We start from the raw sequence: 19,505 nt of genomic DNA on the forward strand, positions 1-19,505 counted from the left end.
GCAACCACTTCAATCATTCGCTTTTTCATCCGATTTTGTTGTTGTTCTAAAAAATTGAATCCTCAACCAACGGCTGAATTCCTCACTCATTTTATAACTGCTTAATTTCTAATCCATTCTTCTCAAAATGACAATCAGACCCATGAGCGATTTCTTCTCTCATCCTTGTTTTATTACTTTTGAGTCCGTTATCCTATTTTTTGACTACAGCCAGTAGTCATTTCTCAATCCAACTACTTTAGACAGAATAAACTCATCCGCTCCATCTCGTTTCTCTGAACAACTGTTCATTTTCAAAGTTTATGGTGTCTTCTAACTTGTAAATTGTAACTTGTCCCCTAAATAGTTTCCCCTTCAGCATTAATACGAACTAAAATGCCTCATCCTTACCTAATTTCAGTATTTCTTACACAAAAATTAACCATTTGAGTTAGACTTTTATCGCTCTATTCCCTCTACATTATTACCTTTACACAAGTACCACGAAAAAACTGGACAATTATTTACTTAGTTTCGGAAATTTTAAAGAAAATTTAAACGATGATGATGCCAAACTTCTACTACATAATCAACTTCTATCTTTTTTAATATCATTTTAACAGACCTATTTTCCACAAAAAAAAGACAGAGCCTTAAGCCCTGCCTTTCCTAATTGATTATGCTTTACCTTTTGAACCGAACCATTCGATTCTTTGTTTCACTAGTTCAGTCACAGCAGTTGTACCTGGTTCTAGTAATTTACGAGGGTCAAAACCTTTGCCTTCAAGATCTTTTCCTTCTTCGATGTATTTACGAGTTGCTGCTGCAAACACTTCTTGACACTCAGTGTTTACGTTGATTTTAGATACGCCTAAAGAGATTGCTTTTTGAACTTGCTCTAAAGGAATACCAGATCCACCGTGTAATACTAGAGGTTTGCCATCCGTCACATCAGCAATAGCTTTTAATGTATCGAAGCTTAAACCAGTCCAGTTTTCTGGGTAAGAACCGTGGATATTACCAATACCAGCTGCTAAGAAATCAATTCCAGTATCAGACATTTGTTTACATTCAGCAGGATCAGCTAACTCACCAGAACCGATGATTCCGTCTTCTTCTCCACCGATACTACCAACTTCACACTCAACAGAAACGCCTTTAGCATGAGCTTTCGCAACAACAGCTTTCGCTTCTTCTAAGTTTTTGTCAAATGGATGATGAGAACCATCATACATAACAGACGTATAGCCTAATTCGATACATTTTAATGCATCTTCATATTCACCGTGGTCTAAGTGAAGTGCTACTGGAACTGTAATTCCCATAGAGTCAATTAGATCTTCAACCATGTGGACACATAATTGGTAGCCGCCCATATATTTAGCTGCTCCCATAGATGTTTGAATCATGACTGGAGAGTTAGATTCTTGAGCTCCTTTTAGAATAGCTTTTGTCCATTCTAAGTTGTTTGTGTTGAACGCTCCAATTGCATATTTACCTTCACGGGCGTTTTTTAACATTTCTGTTGCTGATACTAATGCCATTTACAATTCCTCCTATTAGTGGAAAACAATTTTTGTTAAGTCGAACTTAACTGACATACATATTTTAGCAGAAATAAGAGTACATTTCTACCTAAAAGCTGAAAATTCTCGCTTTATTTGAAAAACATTTCACATTTACACGAGTTTTCATTGGATTTCCTGATACTTTCCGAAAACAACTCTTTAAACGTGTAATCCTACTTCCCTTAATCCTTTGTGACAGGTTCGCCTAAAGTAGCCCCAATAAATGCTTTAAATAAAGGTTGTGGGCGATTAGGTCGAGAAATCAACTCTGGATGAAATTGAGCTGCTACATAAAATTTATGATCACTTAGTTCCACAATCTCTACTAAGCGGTTGTCTGGCGAAACGCCTGAGAACACCAAACCGTGCCCAGCCATGACATCTCGGTACTGATTGTTAAACTCGTAACGATGGCGGTGACGTTCTTCCACTACCGACTGTTCGCCATAAGCCTGCCAAGCTCGACTACCTTCTTGTAATTGACATGGGTACAGACCAAGACGCAAGGTCCCCCCTAAGTCTGTGACCGTTTCCTGGTCAGTCATTAGGTCAATTATGTTGTTGGTCACAGTTGGGTTGTTTTCGGCTGAACCAGCGTCAGGCAGGTGAACCACATTGCGAGCAAACTCCACGCAAGCTAATTGCATGCCCAAGCAAATTCCTAAAAAGGGCACATCCATTTCTCGAGCATAACGAATCGCCTCGATTTTCCCTTCAAGACCACGATCACCAAAGCCACCTGGAACTAAAATACCATCAGCCTCTCCTAACATCTCAGCCACATTATCAGGGGTCACCATTTCCGCATTGACCCAATCCAGCTCAATATCAGCATCATAATCAAAGCCAGCGTGTTTTAACGCTTCTACCACAGATAAATAAGCATCTGGCAGTTCAACATATTTCCCTACTAAGGCAACCCGCGTTTTACGAGTTAAATTCAACACTCGCTGTTCAAGTGCTTGCCACTCGCTCATATCAGCTGTTGGTGTTTCCAGTTTTAAGTGATCACAAACCAACTGATCCATGCCCTGTTTCTGTAAGTTTAACGGAATCGAATACAAGGTTTCCACGTCTAATGATTCGATCACGGCTTTCGCCTCTACATCACAGAACAAGGCCAATTTATCTTTCATCGATTGAGGAACGGCTTGCTCCGTTCGAACGACTAACAAGTTTGGTTGGATTCCTAAACTGCGCAACTCTTTAACGCTATGTTGAGTTGGTTTAGTCTTCATTTCACCAGCCGCTTTTAAATAAGGAATTAAGGTCGTGTGAATGTACATCACATTATCAGAACCAACATCCCGTTTCATCTGGCGCAAAGCTTCTAAAAATGGCAAGGATTCAATATCCCCAACAGTTCCGCCGACTTCGGTAATAATCACATCAGCCCCCGTTGTTTCAGCCGCTCGCATAATACGGCTCTTTAATTCATCCGTAATGTGTGGAATCACCTGAACTGTTGCACCCAGATAATCGCCACGCCGTTCTTTCTTTAAGACTTCTTCGTAGACTTTACCGGTTGTCACATTGGAGAACTTGTTTAAACTAATATCAATGAAGCGCTCGTAATGGCCCAAATCCAAGTCGGTTTCCGCTCCGTCATCCGTAACGAATACTTCACCATGCTGATAAGGACTCATAGTCCCAGGGTCAATGTTAATGTACGGGTCAAACTTTTGAATGGTTACCTTCAATCCTCTGTTCTTTAACAAACGCCCAAGTGAGGCTGCTACAATCCCTTTACCGATTGATGATACCACACCACCTGTTACAAAAATATACTTCGTTGTCATTACAAAACGCCCTCTTTCTTCTTTTCCGGGGGGAACACTAACTCTTAAGGCCATGCCAGGTGCCTAAAATCATTCTCTAAGCCACTTTAACAACCAAGTGACATATTTATCTATCAAAAGAAACTAGCAGGCTTAGGGGATCTCTGGCAAACGCAAAAGCTCCCTATTCATCACGAATAGGGAGCGTAAATAACAATCATTTTGACTAGCCCTTGTTTCAAGGGTGCCCAATAAAAATGATACAAGGTATTGGACCTCACGTCAATCAAAAACTTTGTTATTTTATAAATAAATTATGACGAGTAAAAACCTGAACCGGTTTCACTCGTATTGATCATGATATTTTTCGTCTGGCTGTATGCATCAAGCATTGATTTATAAGTTTCCCGACCAATCCCCGATTGTTTGTAGCCTCCAAATGGGGCGCCTGCCGGAATAGCATTATACGTGTTGACCCATACTCGTCCTGTTTCCAACTGTCGGCTAACCTTTAGTGCTCTGTTTAAATTTTCCGTCCAAACACCGCCACCTAATCCATAAATCGAATCATTGGCCATGGCAATTACCTCGTCTTCGTCCTTAAATTTAATCACTACTGCAACTGGACCGAAAATTTCATCACGGGCCACAGACATCTCATTGGTGACCTCTGTCAGCAAGGTCGGTGCCACGTAACAGCCTTTCCCTAGTTCCCCTTCTGTTAAACGATGACCCCCAACAGCCACAGTAGCACCTTCTGCCTTGCCTTTTTCAATACACGCTAAAATATCCATCACTTGTTTTTCATTGACTTGAGCGCCCATTTGCGTCTCGATTTCCCAGGGCATACCTACTTTCACCTTACCAAATTCGCTGATCAAACGTGTCACAAATTTATCATAGATTCCCTCTTGAACAAAAATCCGTGAGCCTGCACAGCAAACCTGACCTTGATTAAAGAGTATTCCCAGCTGAGCTCCATCAATCGCTTTTTCAAAAGGCATATCATCAAAGAAGATATTGGCCGACTTACCTCCTAATTCCAAGGTGGCTGGCACTAAGCGTTTGGCTGCGGCAATGCCTACATTGCGGCCCACTTCCGTCGAACCGGTAAAAGCTAGTTTATGAATGCTCTCATGATGAAGCATGTATTCCCCCGATTTAGAGCCACGTCCCGTAATCACATTAAGCACGCCTTTTGGTAAAATCCCATCGATTAAACGAGCAAACTCTAAGATGCTTAGGGAGGTGCTAGATGATGGGTGAATGATGATTGCATTGCCAGCTGCTAAAGCAGGAGCAATTTTCCAAGCTGCCATTAAAAATGGGAAGTTCCACGGAATAATTTGGCCGACGACACCGATTGGCTCTTTTAAGACTAGGCTCAAGACGTCTTCACTTAAGGTTTGTGCCGCACCTTCTTCGCTGCGGATGACCCCAGCAAAATAGCGAAAGTGATCTGCCCCTAAAGGTAGGTCGATATTAGTGGTCTCACGAATCGGTTTACCATTGTCTAGTGCCTCAATCATTGCCAAATGATCTTGGTTGTCGTCAATCACATCAGCAATTTTCAAGAGTAACCGACTCCGCTCCTCAACACTGATTTTCCGCCACCCTGTTAACGCCTGATTGGCAGCCACAACAGCACTATCCACATCGGCATCAGTAGCATCAACAAAGTCAGCCAATCTCTCGCCATTGGCTGGACTAACGGCTGTAATCAAGGACCCCTCCGTCCCTTTTGTCCATTCCCCATTGATGAATAAACCGTATTCCTTTTGTAAGTCAATTGTCTTTACCATGTTATTACCTCCATTTTTTGAAAAGATAGTCGTATTAAATATTGTACCGCTTTCACAAAGAAATGCAAGGTTTTTATCATCATATTTCATTATTCGAAGACATATACCCCAGTATTCATCTAATAGATACCCTAAAAAAAACGGCATCAATGATAAAAGTCTGCTCACTTTATCATCGATGCCATTTTCAGTATCAACTTTATATAACTGTTATTAATCAACAAAAAAAGCTTTAACTAATTCCTTGTTTTCTTCCGCAAAGGACTCGTTGTGAGAACTGACTCGCCCGTATTCATAGGCGTCTGGCTCAATGTACAGTTTGGCCTGATTAACAGCATTACAAGCATCGTGAAAAGCTCCTGCAATCAAGTGTAGCTTACCATCGTGTTTGACCACATCCCCTGCCGCAAAAATCCCTGGAATCTCAGACATGTTACTGGCTGCTGTTTGAATGTAATACTCTTCCACCGTCCTCAAACCAACGCTATTATTGTCAAAAATCGTACTCTCGTATTCAAATCCGTGGTTTATGACGACCACATCGACCTCAACCTCTTTAAGTGCCCCAGTCTGAGTTTCTTTTAAGACCACTTGCTCAATTTTGGTGGAATCAATTGGATTAGCTACCAATGCTTGGATATCATGACTTTTATGATAACGAACCTGACTGTCCAATAATTTCGTCACTTCAGCCTCATGACCCTTTAATTGGTCTTTACGGTAGGACAGATGAACCTCTGCCGCAATCGGTTCAAGTAAGTTAGCCCAATCAACCGCTGAATTACCGCCACCAGATATTAACACTCGTTTCCCTTTTAATGAGGCCGGGTTTTGAACGGTGTATAGCAGGTTAGTTAATTCAAATTTTTCGGCTCCGTCAATTTGCAACTTTGTCGGCTTCAATAAGCCGTAGCCAATCGCCATAATAATCGTTTTACTATAATGTTTATTGCCTGCTTCACTGGTCAGTACAAAGCATTCACCCTCTTGATCAATGCTGACTACTTTTTCACCGGTGACAATCGTGGGCTTAAAGAATAGAGCTTGAGCCACCAGATGTTCAATCACTTTACCAGCTGGTTGAGGCGGTAAGCCGCCAATATCCCAAATTATTTTCTCTGGGTAAACATTGAGTTTACCACCTAATGTCTCATGGTACTCAATTACTTTTGTTTTCATCTCTCTTAAGCCACTATAAAAAGCACTAAATAAACCGGCAGGTCCACCACCGACAATTGTCACATCAAATATCTCTGTCATTGTACACGTCCCCTTCTCTTCTTCCACCGATCATAGGTTTGTTACCTTTCCCGATTCACCTAAAATCAGCTATAAATGATTCCGCCCTAAATGAAAATGAGAATCACTCTCAATTAAAATTATAAAGAGTTTTCACAAATAAAGCAAGACTAGACAGAAAAAGGATAAAATAACCATGATTAAACAAAATCCCCAAAAAGAAAGGTCTCTCAATTGAGACCCCACCCTTTTGGAGATTATTTTAGCTAAGAAGTAAAGCCAACTCCACTTCATCCTCTAACAGTTGTCCTGTTTCGATAAAACCATAGCCTTTGTAAAGAGTCAATGCTGACTGACTATCCGGTTTTGTGCTTAGCTTCACTTCTGTCACCTCTTCATCTCGGAAATACTGAATAATAAGGGGAATCACTGCTTTGCCATCCTCTCTTCCTTGAAACTCTTTGCCAATCATTAAACGCCATAACCAGAAAGTGTCTCTTTGATAATCAAAAGCAAACATAGTAAATCCTACCACTTGATTATCGGCATAGATAGCAAAGGGGCGAGCCACCTCTGGTAAAGACCGCCCTTCGCATAAGGAATCGGCATTCTCTGAGATGATGTTTTGCCGTTTTTGTTCCTCGGTTACTTCCAGAGCGCAGAGGGCTTCAACATTCTCTTTAGTAATTGCTCTTAATTCTATTAATTTAGTATCTCCTCTAAATAGGATTCAAACAAAAGTTACCTAACTGATTCCCCTCTAACTAAATGAGTTCGAATGATTTCATTCTTAACTTTCTCACCTTTTAACATGGCAATTAACTTAGCCGCAGCTATGGCCCCCCACTTTTCTTTTGAGTAGCGAATAGTAGTTAGACGTGGGGTTACGTAGTGACTGACTTCTGTATCATCAAAGCCAACTAGTTGAATTTCTTGACCGATTGTCCAATCCGTCTCACCAAAAAAATCATACATCCCAATAGCCATCTCATCATTGAGGCAAAAAACATGTTGATTTTTTTGTCCTTTTTGATAAATTTTTTCTGCCGCTTTCATCCCACTTTCCTTTGAGAAGTCACCTGAGATAATCTCATACTCTAATTCCAGATACTCCAATTGTTTTATGGCATACTTCAACCGCTCTTCACTATCGTAAGTGTCTTTTGGTCCAGTGACCAAATAAACTTTCTCTGGTTGATCATCTGCTAGAAGGTCAATTGCTAGTGTAGAGCCTCGTTTATTATCAAGTAAAATATTGCACAAGTTTTTATACTTGATACGACGATCCAGAACCACAATGTTGTGCCCCCGGTCCACATAGTTTTTTATCTCTTCGGTTGGGAAAGTTGAATCAAGGATAATCGCCCCGTCTACCATCTTTTCTGGGACAAATAAGTGAGACTTTTCCCCTGAACAAATAATGACGTCATAGCCCTCGGCATTTAGCCCATCTGTAATGCCTTTCATTAATGAGCCGTAAAAAGCACCGCCATAATTGGTTAAATAAATACCAATTAAATCGGTTTTCTGTTTCTTTAACGTCCGCCCTGCCATATTAGGAATATAATTTAATTCCTTGGCAATCGCTAAAATGCGTTCTTTTGTTTCAGCTTTGACTTTTGGGCTGTTGTTTAATGCGTATGATGCTGTCGAAATAGAGACATTTGCCCTTTTGGCAATTTCTTTGATACCTGCCATGGTCATTCCTCCTTATATTTATGCTGATAGACCTTATAGATTAACATCATCACTAGGTTCTGAGGTCTTATCGAAGGCTTGTTTAAAAATTTTCTTCAGAGTACGAGCTTGTAAGTAACAGACGAATGAGAATCCAAAACTCAAGAGAAAAACCAAGCTCTTTGGAATAAAGATGGGAAGGAGGACCAAGATGATAATCGCTTCACCAAACATTAAAATTGATTCTGCTACATGTGAAAGCATCAAATAAAATGCGCCTTTTATCGTGTTAACCAAACTGTTGTTTTGGACTGTTATTAACGCAAATGAAAAAGGTAAATACAGACACAATCCTGCTGCGACAATAAAAAATGGCAAGGATAGCAACAAATTAAAACGGCTCACCATTAGCAGTACTAGCCCCAACAGAGCGATTGCAAAAAAATGAACTAAAAACAAGAGATTACTGGCTAAAAAATTTTCTTTAAAGGCCTTAGTATAATCCTTATAAACTCTTAAATAAGCGTCATCCACTGACTTTAAACTAACTTGATACAACGCGCTCACGGCTGGTCCAATCGTCACGATGGGTATACATGAGACAATAAAAAAAAGATTCAAAATAACCAGGTTGGCCACTCGATTCAGAAAAGCAAAGAAAAAGCCATCTACTCTAAAAAAATGATCCATTTTTAACACCTTTACCTTTCACTACTTGTTTACTCTCTTATATTACCATAAAATAACGATTTCTTTAATGGACTTAAGTCTTAAATAACCACTCCTAAAATAGGTCATTAGACAAAAAGAGGGGAAAATTCCCCTCTTTTGTTGATCGACACATCTATTTAGGCAAATCTAGTTTCTTACGATTCTCTGCCATTTTTTCGTTTTGAATTTTCACAATATCATCCCACTTGTTGTCTTCACGGAAAGATTTATAAGACTCTAAGTTCTTATCAAATTCTTTTTCATCTTTTGAACGAAGCATGCTGATTAAGCTTGTGTGCCAATTTTTTTCAACGGCTTCAAAGCTGCGAGCTTCAGCAGTCCCGGCTTCTGGTTTGATGTTTTCAATAATGTAATGAGGTTTTAGTTTGCCAACGCCCCACTCTTGCATTTTCTTCAATGAGAAATCTTTTTTCGGTGCTGCCAACAAGTTCATACGGTCGTGACTGAATAATAAGAATTCTGTCAGACGGTACTTTTTGCTGTATTCTTCTGGTTTATCAAGAGCTAGTTGTTGAATTTCAGGTAAAATTTCAATCTTACCATCTGCTGTGTATTGGAATGTTTCGCCTTCAATACCGAATTTAGTCAAGATTTGACCTTGCTCACTAATTAAATAGGTAAACAATTGGATGGCTTTTGCTGGATCTTTAGCGTCTTTAGAAATATAGTTAATCATCCAACCAGATAAACCAGTTGCATTTAAAGTAGGTTCATTGCCTTTAGTACTTTGCGGGCCATCAATTGGCAAGTACTCATTACCTGGATTGGCATTGTTAAATTCTTGTAGACGACCACCTTGACTGCTAATTCCATCTAATAAGATAGTGGCATACTTCCCAGCTTTAACTTTTTCATCAAAGGTTGGGCCATCATCAGCAAAACTGTCATCGGTAATATTGCCATCTTGGTAAACTTCATTCAAGGTTTTTAACCAAGTTAAGTAATCTTCATCTAAATTACGATCATAAAACTCGCCATCTTCAGTTTCCAGTGGCACACCAATCCAGTCTTGCAATGGTTTTTCTAAAGCACCTGTCGTGTCGACAACTGGGTTAAAACCAAATGGCAGTAAGTCTGGGAATTTAGCACGAATATCAGCCATCGCTTTACGGAAGTTTTCTGGCGTATCCAAAGCTGGTTTGCCAATTGCTTCGTAGACGTCTTTACGGATAATAAAGTTTGTGTTAACTGGCATAATGTTGTCTTTATAATCCTGTGTTGTATTGGAGAAGTTTGGATAACCATAGGTATTACCATCAGCTAATTGGAACCAGTTCATCGTTTCCTGAGCTGCGACTTCATTGAAGTAAGGATCGTATTTTTCAGCTAAGTCCGTTAATGGTAGCGCCCATGTGTCAGCTTTTTTGGCTGCGGCTGAGTTAAAGTCTGTCAATGTTACAATATCAGGTAGCTCGCCACCTGAAAACATGGTATTTAATTTCGTATCATCACCCGTAATAATTTCAACATCTAAATTTAAATCTTCTTTAATTTTAGCCGTTACCATGTCTTCGCCCCAGTCAAGTTTCAACCAGTCTGCGTTGATGTACCATTTCAGTTTATTATCTTTTTGTTTATCTAATTCCCAAGCTGGTTTTGTCGCATCTAGTTCATAACGACCTTCAAGTGAGACTTCTTTAGCCTTCTTATCTTTTTCTTTGCCCCCACATGCTGCAAGTGTCAATGTGGCTACTGCAAGTAGTGACACACCTAAAACTAATTTTTTGTTCATCTTAACCATTTTCTCTCCCCTTTTCCTATTCTTTAACGGCTCCTGCCATCATTCCTGAAATAAAATATTTTTGAAGCAATGGATAAATCATTAAGATTGGTACCGTGGTAATGACAATTGTTGCCAGTTGAACGCCCTTACTACTTGTTTGAACAAGTACATCCACAGCGGATTGATTGTCCAAGGCTTTCGTTTGGGATTTAACGATAATTTCATAGATTTTCATTTGTAATGGGTACAAATTTTTATCTGAAATATACATTTTGGCTGTCATAAAGTCATTCCATTGAGAGACCCCACTAAAGAGTGTAATGGTCGCTAAGGCTGGCTTGGACAACGGTAAGAAAATTCGTGTGAAGACGGTCCAATCGTTGGCCCCATCAATCTTGGCTGATTCTTCCAATGAAGCCGGAACATCACGGAAAAAGTTCATCAAGATAATCACATCATAATAACTCAATAAGCCTGGGATAATGTAGACCCAAAAATTATTTAAGAGGCCTAATGATTGAATTAACAAGTACATCGGAATCATGCCACCACCAAAGTACATGGTGAATACGCCGAATTTTGTATAAAAACTACGACCAACTAAATTTCGTTTGCTTAAGCCGTAGGCAACCATAGCGCAAAAGAGCACATGAGTGAAGGCCCCAATGACGGTCTTACTCACAGAGATAAAGAAGGCCCGCCAGATACTTTCATCGGCAAAAACCTTTTGATAGTTTTGTAAAGTGAAGCCTTGTGGCCACAATGACACACCGCCTTCTGCCATCCCCGGTCCAGAGCTAACAGACATGACGAGAACGTTCCAAATTGGCACGATGATAATTAAGGTAAAGATAACTAGCAAAGTCACGTTAATGACGTTAAAGACACGACCGTCTTTGACTTTGGCACTCGCTTTTCTTGGTGCAGCTTCCATGTGTTTTGCTCCTTCCTACAAGATAACAGATTCGTTATCGTTCATTTTTTTAGTTAAAAAGTTAGTGATGATCAACAAGATAATCGAAACGATTGAAATTCCTAAGCCAACAGCTGTTGCATAAGAGAAATCGCCCTGAGTTAACCCCATCCGGTAAACATAAGAGTTAATAACTTCAGATTTCGCCGTATTTTGTGAATTCATCAAAACCAATGTTTGATCTAAGTTTGAACCAAGTAAGCCACTGATATTCAAGATTAAATTTAACGAAATAATCGGTGTTAGCAATGGAATCGTAATATTTTTAATTTGGCTAAACTTATTAGCCCCATCAATTTTAGCTGCTTCATAGTAAGTCGGATCAATTTTTGACATAGTTGCCAAGTAAAGAATCGTTCCCCATCCTGCTTCTTTCCAGATATCTGAAAGGACCGCAATCATCCAATACTTATCTGCATCCAAGAGATGATTGGCACCTTTTTCAATAATTCCCAAAGCCATCAGCATTTGATTGAATAAACCATTTGTTGAAAGCCAGGAGATTAGCATGCCACCCAATATAATCCATGAAAGGAAATGAGGTAAATAAGAAATCGTTTGAACGATTTTCTTAAATGGTCCTGCTTTTACTTCAAAAATCATAATAGACAGGAAGATTGGAATAAAGAATCCGATGCCTAATTTCAACAAGCTGATTCCCAAGGTGTTGATAACGGCCTCCCAAAAGTATTTATCCTCTAAGATAATTCTAAAATTCTCTAATCCAACCCAAGGGGCACTAGCCATCGTGTCGATCACTGTGTAGTGCTTAAAGGCAATAACTAACCCATACATAGGAATATAGGAAAAGACAAAAAGAAACAAAATGCCTGGCAAAACCATCGACTGCAATTGCCACTGATTTAAAAATAACTGAAAACGTTCTTTAGGACTTTTTTTTGTTTTGACTGCTGTTTTTTTCATAACGACTCCTTTCACCGATTCAACGTTTTATCGAAACGTTTCTATAAATTGATAATAACACAAAACGCAACCGTTTTCAATCGTTCTTTATTATTTTTTTCACTTTATTTTTATCCCTTTTTTAACACGTTAAGCTAGACTTAACGCGGTTTTTAAATCTAAAAAAACACAATTGAACATTTTATCAAGGGCATGTTCGTTATTTTATTCGTAAATAGCCCCTTAACAATCTATTTTTTTTTAAATCTAAAGATTTAATGCTCCGTCAGTAAGCAAAGCCCAGAGGAGTATCTTTTGCCATACTCCCCTGTTCTTTGTTTTCAGATTACTTTGCTGTTACATACTCGATTTCAACGAGTTGATTGTCAGTTCCTAAGTCCTCTTGGCTTAAAATCACCCCGCCTTGGCGATAGCGATTGCTAGTTCTCGCAGTTTCTGACAGATTAACCTCATGACCATTAATTGTCAAAGCCTCTTTTTCTCCTTGGCGGTAAGTTATTTTCAAGGGCTGATTTAGAAAAGCATAATCAACGGTGACAGTTCCCAAATCTGTTGCTAGGACTGGGTCAATAATTAAATGCTGATGCTCCACTCGAATGCCTAATAAGTTACTAATCAATTGATTAATATAGATACCAGGTCCACTGGAATAAATCCGCCAGCCACCTTTAACGGTGCGCTCTCCCTTTTGTAATTCTTTAAAACCAGCGGCCGCTTCATAACGGGTATTAAACTTACCATCAGAACTGCTGAAATAGGCATTTCCCTGACGGATTTCCGCATTTGGCACATAGTCTTGAATCAAAATTGGGTTAATAACCGATAAAGCTTGCCACATTTCATTGCCGTGACCTAATTTCGCCATCGCTTCACTATAACGAATGTGCGCATGAACATACTGCAAGCCTACTTCTCGACCAAAGTTAGCGGCTTGTTCCGCACGCTTAAAGTATTGGCTGACTCCGCCATCATAGTTAGCCGGTTGACTCATCAAGTGAACCCCATCAGGAAATAATAAGTTTTCGTTAATCACTGCTAGATGACTGGCCACTTCTTCTTCCGTGAATAATTCGCTGATCATACTGCGAGTCATTGGCAACAACCGATAATCTATGCCTGTTTTAGTGTCATGGGGGTGCACAATGTACTCAAAGCCACCATTTTCATGTAAGACAAAGCCAGGTAAAATACCGTCTTGAAGCATGTACTTACGGTAATCCGCTCCAACATTTTCTGCTAATTGGCTTAATTCCGCCGCTCTTTCTGGCAATTTAGTGGCAATCGCTTGACTGAAGTTTCTTAAGGTCTGATAGGTTAAGGCCACGGTCCAAGTGCTTGCCATATCCTCTTTCAGGCGGCTATCAAATGGCTGTAAGGTATCATCCCAGTCCCCATCACCGTAACAAGACAGATAGGTATCCGGTAAAAAGTTTGCTTCAATATAAGCAATTTCACGTTCTACATGCTCCATTAAGGTGTAGGTTTCAGTCGTGTATTTTTTCGTCCCATAATTCATATAAGGAATTTTTTCCTCTAAAATACTGAAATCGTTGGTTGTATTAAGGTAATCTGCTACAACTTTTAGTGGCCAGACGATAATATCGCCATGACTTTCACCTGCTGTTATTTCAGCAAATTCATCAAACATAAACCACTGTGGCCAATTCCCCGTTTCTTCAAATTGATGAGAGAACAGAGTCAGCATAATTTGCTTAACCACGTCATAGTTTTGAGTTGCTAGGAAAAATTCAACCGGACCTTGACAGACATCACGAGTTCCCCAAGCTGCGCCTCCAAACTGCTCCAACCCATGAGGTACAAGGTAATGAACCAACATATTATGAGTGTACCAATTAAGAATTGTATTAAATCGTGCAATTTCTGTTTCTTTTTCCACTAAGCTACTGCCTAGATGGAAGTTATTATTCAATCCTCGAATATAAGCTAAATAGTCAGCTTTTGCTTCCGTAAATGATTGGTCTAAAGCTGTCAGTTGACCTGTTAAACTGCCTTGAATCACTAATTCAGCTTCCTTAACTGCTGTAAATTCAAGTGACACAATATCCAGCGACCTTAGGGCCTCTTCTGTAGTTTCAGTAAACCAATCGTCATTCTTAGCCACTTTTCCACCAGTTGTCCAGCTTAATTCATAAGCTAGTTCTGGGTATTTAGCGTGAGCCAAAGTCATTGGATTAGGACGAGCCACTAAGTGATTATCTGTGATCGTCATAAGTGGTTTTTGATCGGTTTGAAAATCATCACAAATAATTTCTTGGGTGACCAATAAATCGTAAGTAAGGCCCAGGGCAGAGGCAATCGTCAGTTTGATTTTCGGTCCTTCGGTTAAGGAATAAACGGTGACAGTCAATTGATCGTCGGCAAACTTGTATAGCCACTTGGCATAATTAAAGCCAATTTCGTAAAGGGATGGCATTGCCAATAATTGATAACGACCTTTCACTTTCAAATAAATCCGCTGACCAGTTGTTTTAAAGAAATTCAAAGGATTCCGGACATTGCTGATAAATTTATTCATCGATGTATTACCAAGAACAACTTGTGCTTGGAACGCTCCATACATATATGAGGTTGACGTTAAGACTTCCTGACTGGCATCAATCTGTTTGCCACTCATAATAATATGACCGTGAGAGCGTTCTACTTGGGTTTCTTTGGCTTGTAATACGATATGTTCATCTGCTTTGCCAAAAAATGATAGTAAGGTCCCCTCAACTTTTTCCTCTAATTTACGTTCCGGATATAAGGCAGAGACCTCAGCATCCGTTAAGGGCAAGCCGTTAACCAATATAAAATCTTCACTGGCACGACGGGTTTGCTTAATTTCTTCAGTTGTGACAACCGATTCTTGAATCCTTTCGAAATTCTTAGCAACCTTTTCTCGGTATTCCAGTTCCGCTATTTTTCCGGGATGATTTTCAGTGGCAATCCCGTAAAAGTTCACATGAGCTTTACCAGAAAGTATCACGGGATTACTTTGTAAAGCGATATACCCCATTTCATATTGGTAAATCTCATCAGCCAAGGTTGGTTTTTCCAAAGCACTTGGTTGGTTTGTCATTTTATATTCTTTACCAAAAAACTGATAACCATCCGTGGAATAATGAGCTGCACCTGTTAATGAGCCCACCTGCATATATGGGAAGAAACCACCTTGATCTTGATTTTGACGAGCGCAAATCACTTTGCCTCGGGTTGAATCCGTAAACTGCTGATAGTCAACATACTGTGAAATATACGCTTCATTTGATAATAGCGAGCCCGCTGTTGCTAAGCCCACGTCTTGTCCCATAATGATGTCCACGTCTGCGCCATTACCTTCAAGGTAAACATCCCAATACCAGGTATTTTCAGTTCCTAAAGAAAAGACTACCTGGTAGCTAATGCCCGCTGCTTCACCTTCCCACTTAGCCTGGTTCTTTCCAAGGCTAAAGACACTGGCAGAACGAACACCAATTAAGGGATAACTAGCAAACTTACCTTGTTCTTTAATGCGTAAGTATAGAGCTGTCATGGAACCGTCCAACACGTTACCTTTAACTTGATTAATTTGGGCGCGACCTATCGTAGCTTGGCCTAAATCACCTGTACTCAAAAATTCAAAAGAAGTCAATCCTTCTTTTAAGCATAATTCGCTCATAATAATCTCCTTTTTTTGGTCCTGATTGTCTCACTAAATAACAGACAATTTAACCACTTGATTATAGTGTTACCCGTTCCGTCAAAACTGATTCACTGTTACTACCTACCATTACTTCAAAATCACCGTGGTCTGGGTAACGTTCTAAATCGTGATGAACGTATCCTAGCTCCTCAAAAGTGAAGGTCTTGTTAACTCGTTTAACTTCTCCTGCTGCTAGCTCAACAGTATCGAATCCTTTTAATTCTTTCATTGGACGGACAACTTGTCCAACGATATCACGGACATACCACTGAACGATTTCTGTTCCGGCTACATCCCCAGTATTTTTAACCGTCACCTGACAATTAATCGTTGTATCTCCCGCTTTTACAGTTGCTTTAAAGGCTTCATAAGCAAAAGTCGTATACGTCAAGCCGTAGCCAAATGGGTAAAGAGGTGTATTTGGCACATCTAAATATTTAGAGACATATTTGTTTTCTAGATCATCAAAATTAATTGGGCGGCCTGTGTTAAAATGGTTATAATAAACGGGAATTTGCCCGACATTCCTTGGGAAACTCATAGTCAAGCGGGCTTTTGGTGCCACTTTTCCGTAGAGTATATTAAGCAAAGCTTCAGCTCCTTTAGTTCCAGGGAACCAAGCCTCAACTAAACCATCGACTTTTTCACTTACAGCTGATAAATCAAGGGGACGACCATTAAAACTAACGACGATAACTGGTGTTCCAACTGACATAATTTCATCAAGGAAAGCTAACTGAGCTGCCGGCAATTGAATATTCGTGCGACTGCTGGCTTCTCCACTCATTTGAGAGGTTTCTCCCAGAAGAACCACGACTTTATCAGCTTCTTTAGCTACCGCTTTGGCATTGGCCAATTCTTCTGATGTCACCGTGAAGATATCTGAAACCGCGCTAACTTGATAGTTGGCTTCAGTAAAATCAGTAGCTAAACTATCTGCTACAGAGGCAGTTTCACTGATTTCACCTTTCCAGCTCCAGGTTCCTAAAATATCTGAGCTAGTAGCAAATGGCCCCACGAAGGCAACTTTTTCCGATTCTCTTAATGGTAAGACCTGCTTTTTGTTTTCCAATAAGACAATCGCTTCTTCAGCAGCTTTTAGAGCGACTTGCTGATGCTCTTCAGAATAGACAACAGTTGCTTCTTTTGCAGCATCAGCCGAACGATAAGGATTTTCAAACAAGCCCAACTCATTTTTTAGTTGTAAAATACGTAAGACAGCTTCATCCAATACCCCTTCGTCTACTTCATTTGCTGCAATTAACTCCTCAACAAACTGGTGATAACAGAATGTCATCATCTCAATGTCAACACCTGCTTTAAGGGATTGTTTCGCCACATCACGATGATCTTCAGCTACCCCATGATTAATAGCTTCCATCATAGCTGCCCAATCAGAGATTAGGACGCCTTCAAATTTAAATTCATCTCGTAGAATTTGACGGTTCAGGTACTCATTTACAGTTGCGGGGACACCGTCTATCGTATTGAATGAGGTCATTACCAATTTACTGCCAGCATTAATCGCAGCTTGATAAGATGGTAAATAATTCTCACGTAATTCCCGATCAGACATGTTAACCGTATTGTATTCACGACCACCTTCTGGCGCGCCATAAGCAGCAAAATGTTTCACACAAGCCGCAATATGGTCTGGGTTATTCACTAAATCATTGTCTTTCCCTTGATAGCCTTGAACAACACTTTCAGCATATAGACAATTTAAAAGCGGATCTTCCCCAGTAGATTCCATCACTCGGCCCCAACGTGGGTCACGAACTAAATCAACCATTGGCGAGAATGTCACGTGTAAACCGGAAACAGCCGATTCTTTTGCAGCAACTGCCGCCGTTGCTTTGACTAATTCAGGATTCCAGCTAGTGGCCAGCCCAAGTGGTATCGGAAAAATCGTACGATAGCCATGGACAATATCTGCCATAAACAATAAAGGAATCTGTAAACGATTATTGGCTAAATACTTCTTTTGCACCGCATTTGTATCGGTAGCACCTGAAAGTCCAAGAACAGAACCAGAATTTTTTAAATCATCTTCAGACAATAAATTATTACTTAAAGGTCCCGTAATTTCCGCTGAGTCATTTGTGTAGAAATCACCTGTCACTTGTTGTAGCTGGCCAATCTTTTCAGCAAGAGTCATTTTTTTTAGTAAATCTTGTAAGTCTTGTTGCTTCATAAGTAAGCTTCCTCCAATTCATCGAAACGTTTCGATTTATAAATTCATTATAACTAGAATTCAGGAAAATGCAAGCGTTTTTCAATAATTTATATGGCTGTTTTGATTGCTTATTTCGAAAAACACCGCAATCATTAGCTTTTGAAACAAAAAAAGATGACCCTTTTTTTGAGAGTCATCTATCATATAGTTATTTTTCTAAATAATTCAAAGCATCTTGAACCGTTTTAACTGGAACAATTTTCATTTTTGTGTTAATTTTTTTAGCTGCCTCTACAGCTTCCTCATAATTAGTTTGGCTGCCTTCAATCGGTTCATTAGGAGCAAAGAAAACTGTCGCCCCTTCACTATCAGCTGCCACTACCTTTTTGTCAATGCCGCCAATACTCCCCACCGACCCATCTTCGTTAATCGTTCCTGTGCCAGCAATTTCACGACCGTTGCGCAAATCTTTTCCTGATAACAAATCATATAACTCAAGGGTAAACATCAATCCTGCCGATGGGCCACCAATGTTCTCCGTATGAATTACCACGTCACGATCTGTTTGCAGTTCTGTCGAATCCGTCAAAGTAATGCCTATCCCTGGGCGATCTTTTTCACCTTTAACTTTTAACGACACAAGTTTTCCTTTTGCTTCGGCTACTTTACCGTCTCGTTCATAAGTAACAGTGACCGTGTCGCCTACTTTCTTACTTTTAACATAATCCATGAATTCTTTAGAACTCTCAAAGGTCTTGCCATCAACTTTTGTGACGATATCACCTGTTTTTAACTTACCTTTGAAATCAGAGGTATCTGACACGTTCATCACATAAACTCCTTTAAAGGCAAACGTATAGTCTTCTCCAGCTAATTCCAAAGCTACTTTTTTAGCCATATTCTCTGAAGAGGTCATTTGTAACTTTGTCAGTTTATCGTATTCTTCATCGGTACTTTCACCCATCAAATCATGTTGGCTGATAACATCTTGAAAAGGCAAAAATTTTGCTGTTATCAGGCTGGCTAATGTTCCTCGACGGATGCCAACAGTGGTCAACATAAATGAGCCTTCATTCTTATTGCGCTTGTCATCTACCGAGACAAAATCACGCACATTTTCTGCAGATCCTGGTACCTCAATGTAGTAAGGTAAGGGGATAATCACACTAGCCACTACTATAATTGACAGCAGGATGACTAATCCATATTTGATAATATCTTTTTTATTACGATTCATCTATTCATCACACTC

At 39.8% G+C, this 19,505-nt stretch carries 13 protein-coding genes; all 13 read right to left on the bottom strand.

Annotated elements, in window-relative coordinates:
* Positions 1 to 656 precede the first annotated feature (656 nt).
* Positions 657 to 1,523, bottom strand: a complete 867-nt coding sequence (locus RWN13_RS18850) for a class II fructose-bisphosphate aldolase (RefSeq protein WP_314066845.1) — start codon at positions 1,521 to 1,523, stop codon at positions 657 to 659.
* A gap of 206 nt (positions 1,524 to 1,729) precedes the next feature.
* The gene (locus tag RWN13_RS18855; protein WP_314066847.1) at positions 1,730 to 3,346 is read right to left on the bottom strand and encodes a CTP synthase; all 1,617 of its coding nucleotides are present in this window, start codon (positions 3,344 to 3,346) and stop codon (positions 1,730 to 1,732) included.
* A 293-nt stretch (positions 3,347 to 3,639) separates the two neighbouring features.
* Complete coding sequence (locus RWN13_RS18860) at positions 3,640 to 5,127, bottom strand: aldehyde dehydrogenase family protein (protein ID WP_314066850.1); 1,488 nt, start codon at positions 5,125 to 5,127, stop codon at positions 3,640 to 3,642.
* Between the two features lie 213 nt (positions 5,128 to 5,340).
* Positions 5,341 to 6,387: an NAD(P)/FAD-dependent oxidoreductase gene (locus RWN13_RS18865; protein ID WP_314066853.1), complete on the bottom strand. Its 1,047-nt coding sequence runs from the start codon at positions 6,385 to 6,387 to the stop codon at positions 5,341 to 5,343.
* Positions 6,388 to 6,628: 241 nt separating this feature from the next.
* Positions 6,629 to 6,937, bottom strand: a complete 309-nt coding sequence (locus RWN13_RS18870; RefSeq protein ID WP_399553702.1) for a GNAT family N-acetyltransferase — start codon at positions 6,935 to 6,937, stop codon at positions 6,629 to 6,631.
* A 170-nt stretch (positions 6,938 to 7,107) separates the two neighbouring features.
* Positions 7,108 to 8,064, bottom strand: coding sequence for a LacI family DNA-binding transcriptional regulator (locus tag RWN13_RS18875; protein ID WP_314066856.1), 957 nt, complete (start codon positions 8,062 to 8,064; stop codon positions 7,108 to 7,110).
* Between the two features lie 33 nt (positions 8,065 to 8,097).
* Entirely contained in the window at positions 8,098 to 8,733 is a 636-nt protein-coding gene (locus RWN13_RS18880; protein WP_314066859.1) for a YesL family protein, read from the bottom strand.
* 154 nt (positions 8,734 to 8,887) lie between these two features.
* The gene (locus RWN13_RS18885; protein ID WP_314066862.1) at positions 8,888 to 10,516 is read right to left on the bottom strand and encodes a sugar ABC transporter substrate-binding protein; all 1,629 of its coding nucleotides are present in this window, start codon (positions 10,514 to 10,516) and stop codon (positions 8,888 to 8,890) included.
* Between the two features lie 16 nt (positions 10,517 to 10,532).
* Positions 10,533 to 11,432 (bottom strand): carbohydrate ABC transporter permease, encoded by a 900-nt coding sequence (locus tag RWN13_RS18890; RefSeq protein ID WP_314066864.1) that lies wholly within the window; start codon positions 11,430 to 11,432, stop codon positions 10,533 to 10,535.
* Positions 11,433 to 11,447: 15 nt separating this feature from the next.
* Complete coding sequence (locus RWN13_RS18895; protein WP_314066945.1) at positions 11,448 to 12,314, bottom strand: ABC transporter permease subunit; 867 nt, start codon at positions 12,312 to 12,314, stop codon at positions 11,448 to 11,450.
* A gap of 406 nt (positions 12,315 to 12,720) precedes the next feature.
* Positions 12,721 to 16,053 (bottom strand): GH36-type glycosyl hydrolase domain-containing protein, encoded by a 3,333-nt coding sequence (locus RWN13_RS18900; protein WP_314066867.1) that lies wholly within the window; start codon positions 16,051 to 16,053, stop codon positions 12,721 to 12,723.
* 61 nt (positions 16,054 to 16,114) lie between these two features.
* The gene (locus tag RWN13_RS18905) at positions 16,115 to 18,271 is read right to left on the bottom strand and encodes a glycoside hydrolase family 3 N-terminal domain-containing protein (RefSeq protein ID WP_314066869.1); all 2,157 of its coding nucleotides are present in this window, start codon (positions 18,269 to 18,271) and stop codon (positions 16,115 to 16,117) included.
* Between the two features lie 190 nt (positions 18,272 to 18,461).
* The gene (locus tag RWN13_RS18910) at positions 18,462 to 19,490 is read right to left on the bottom strand and encodes a SepM family pheromone-processing serine protease (protein WP_314066871.1); all 1,029 of its coding nucleotides are present in this window, start codon (positions 19,488 to 19,490) and stop codon (positions 18,462 to 18,464) included.
* Positions 19,491 to 19,505 lie beyond the last annotated feature (15 nt).

The organism is uncultured Vagococcus sp., assembly GCF_963518325.1.
In the GTDB taxonomy this organism is placed as follows: Bacteria; Bacillota; Bacilli; order Lactobacillales; family Vagococcaceae; genus Vagococcus_D.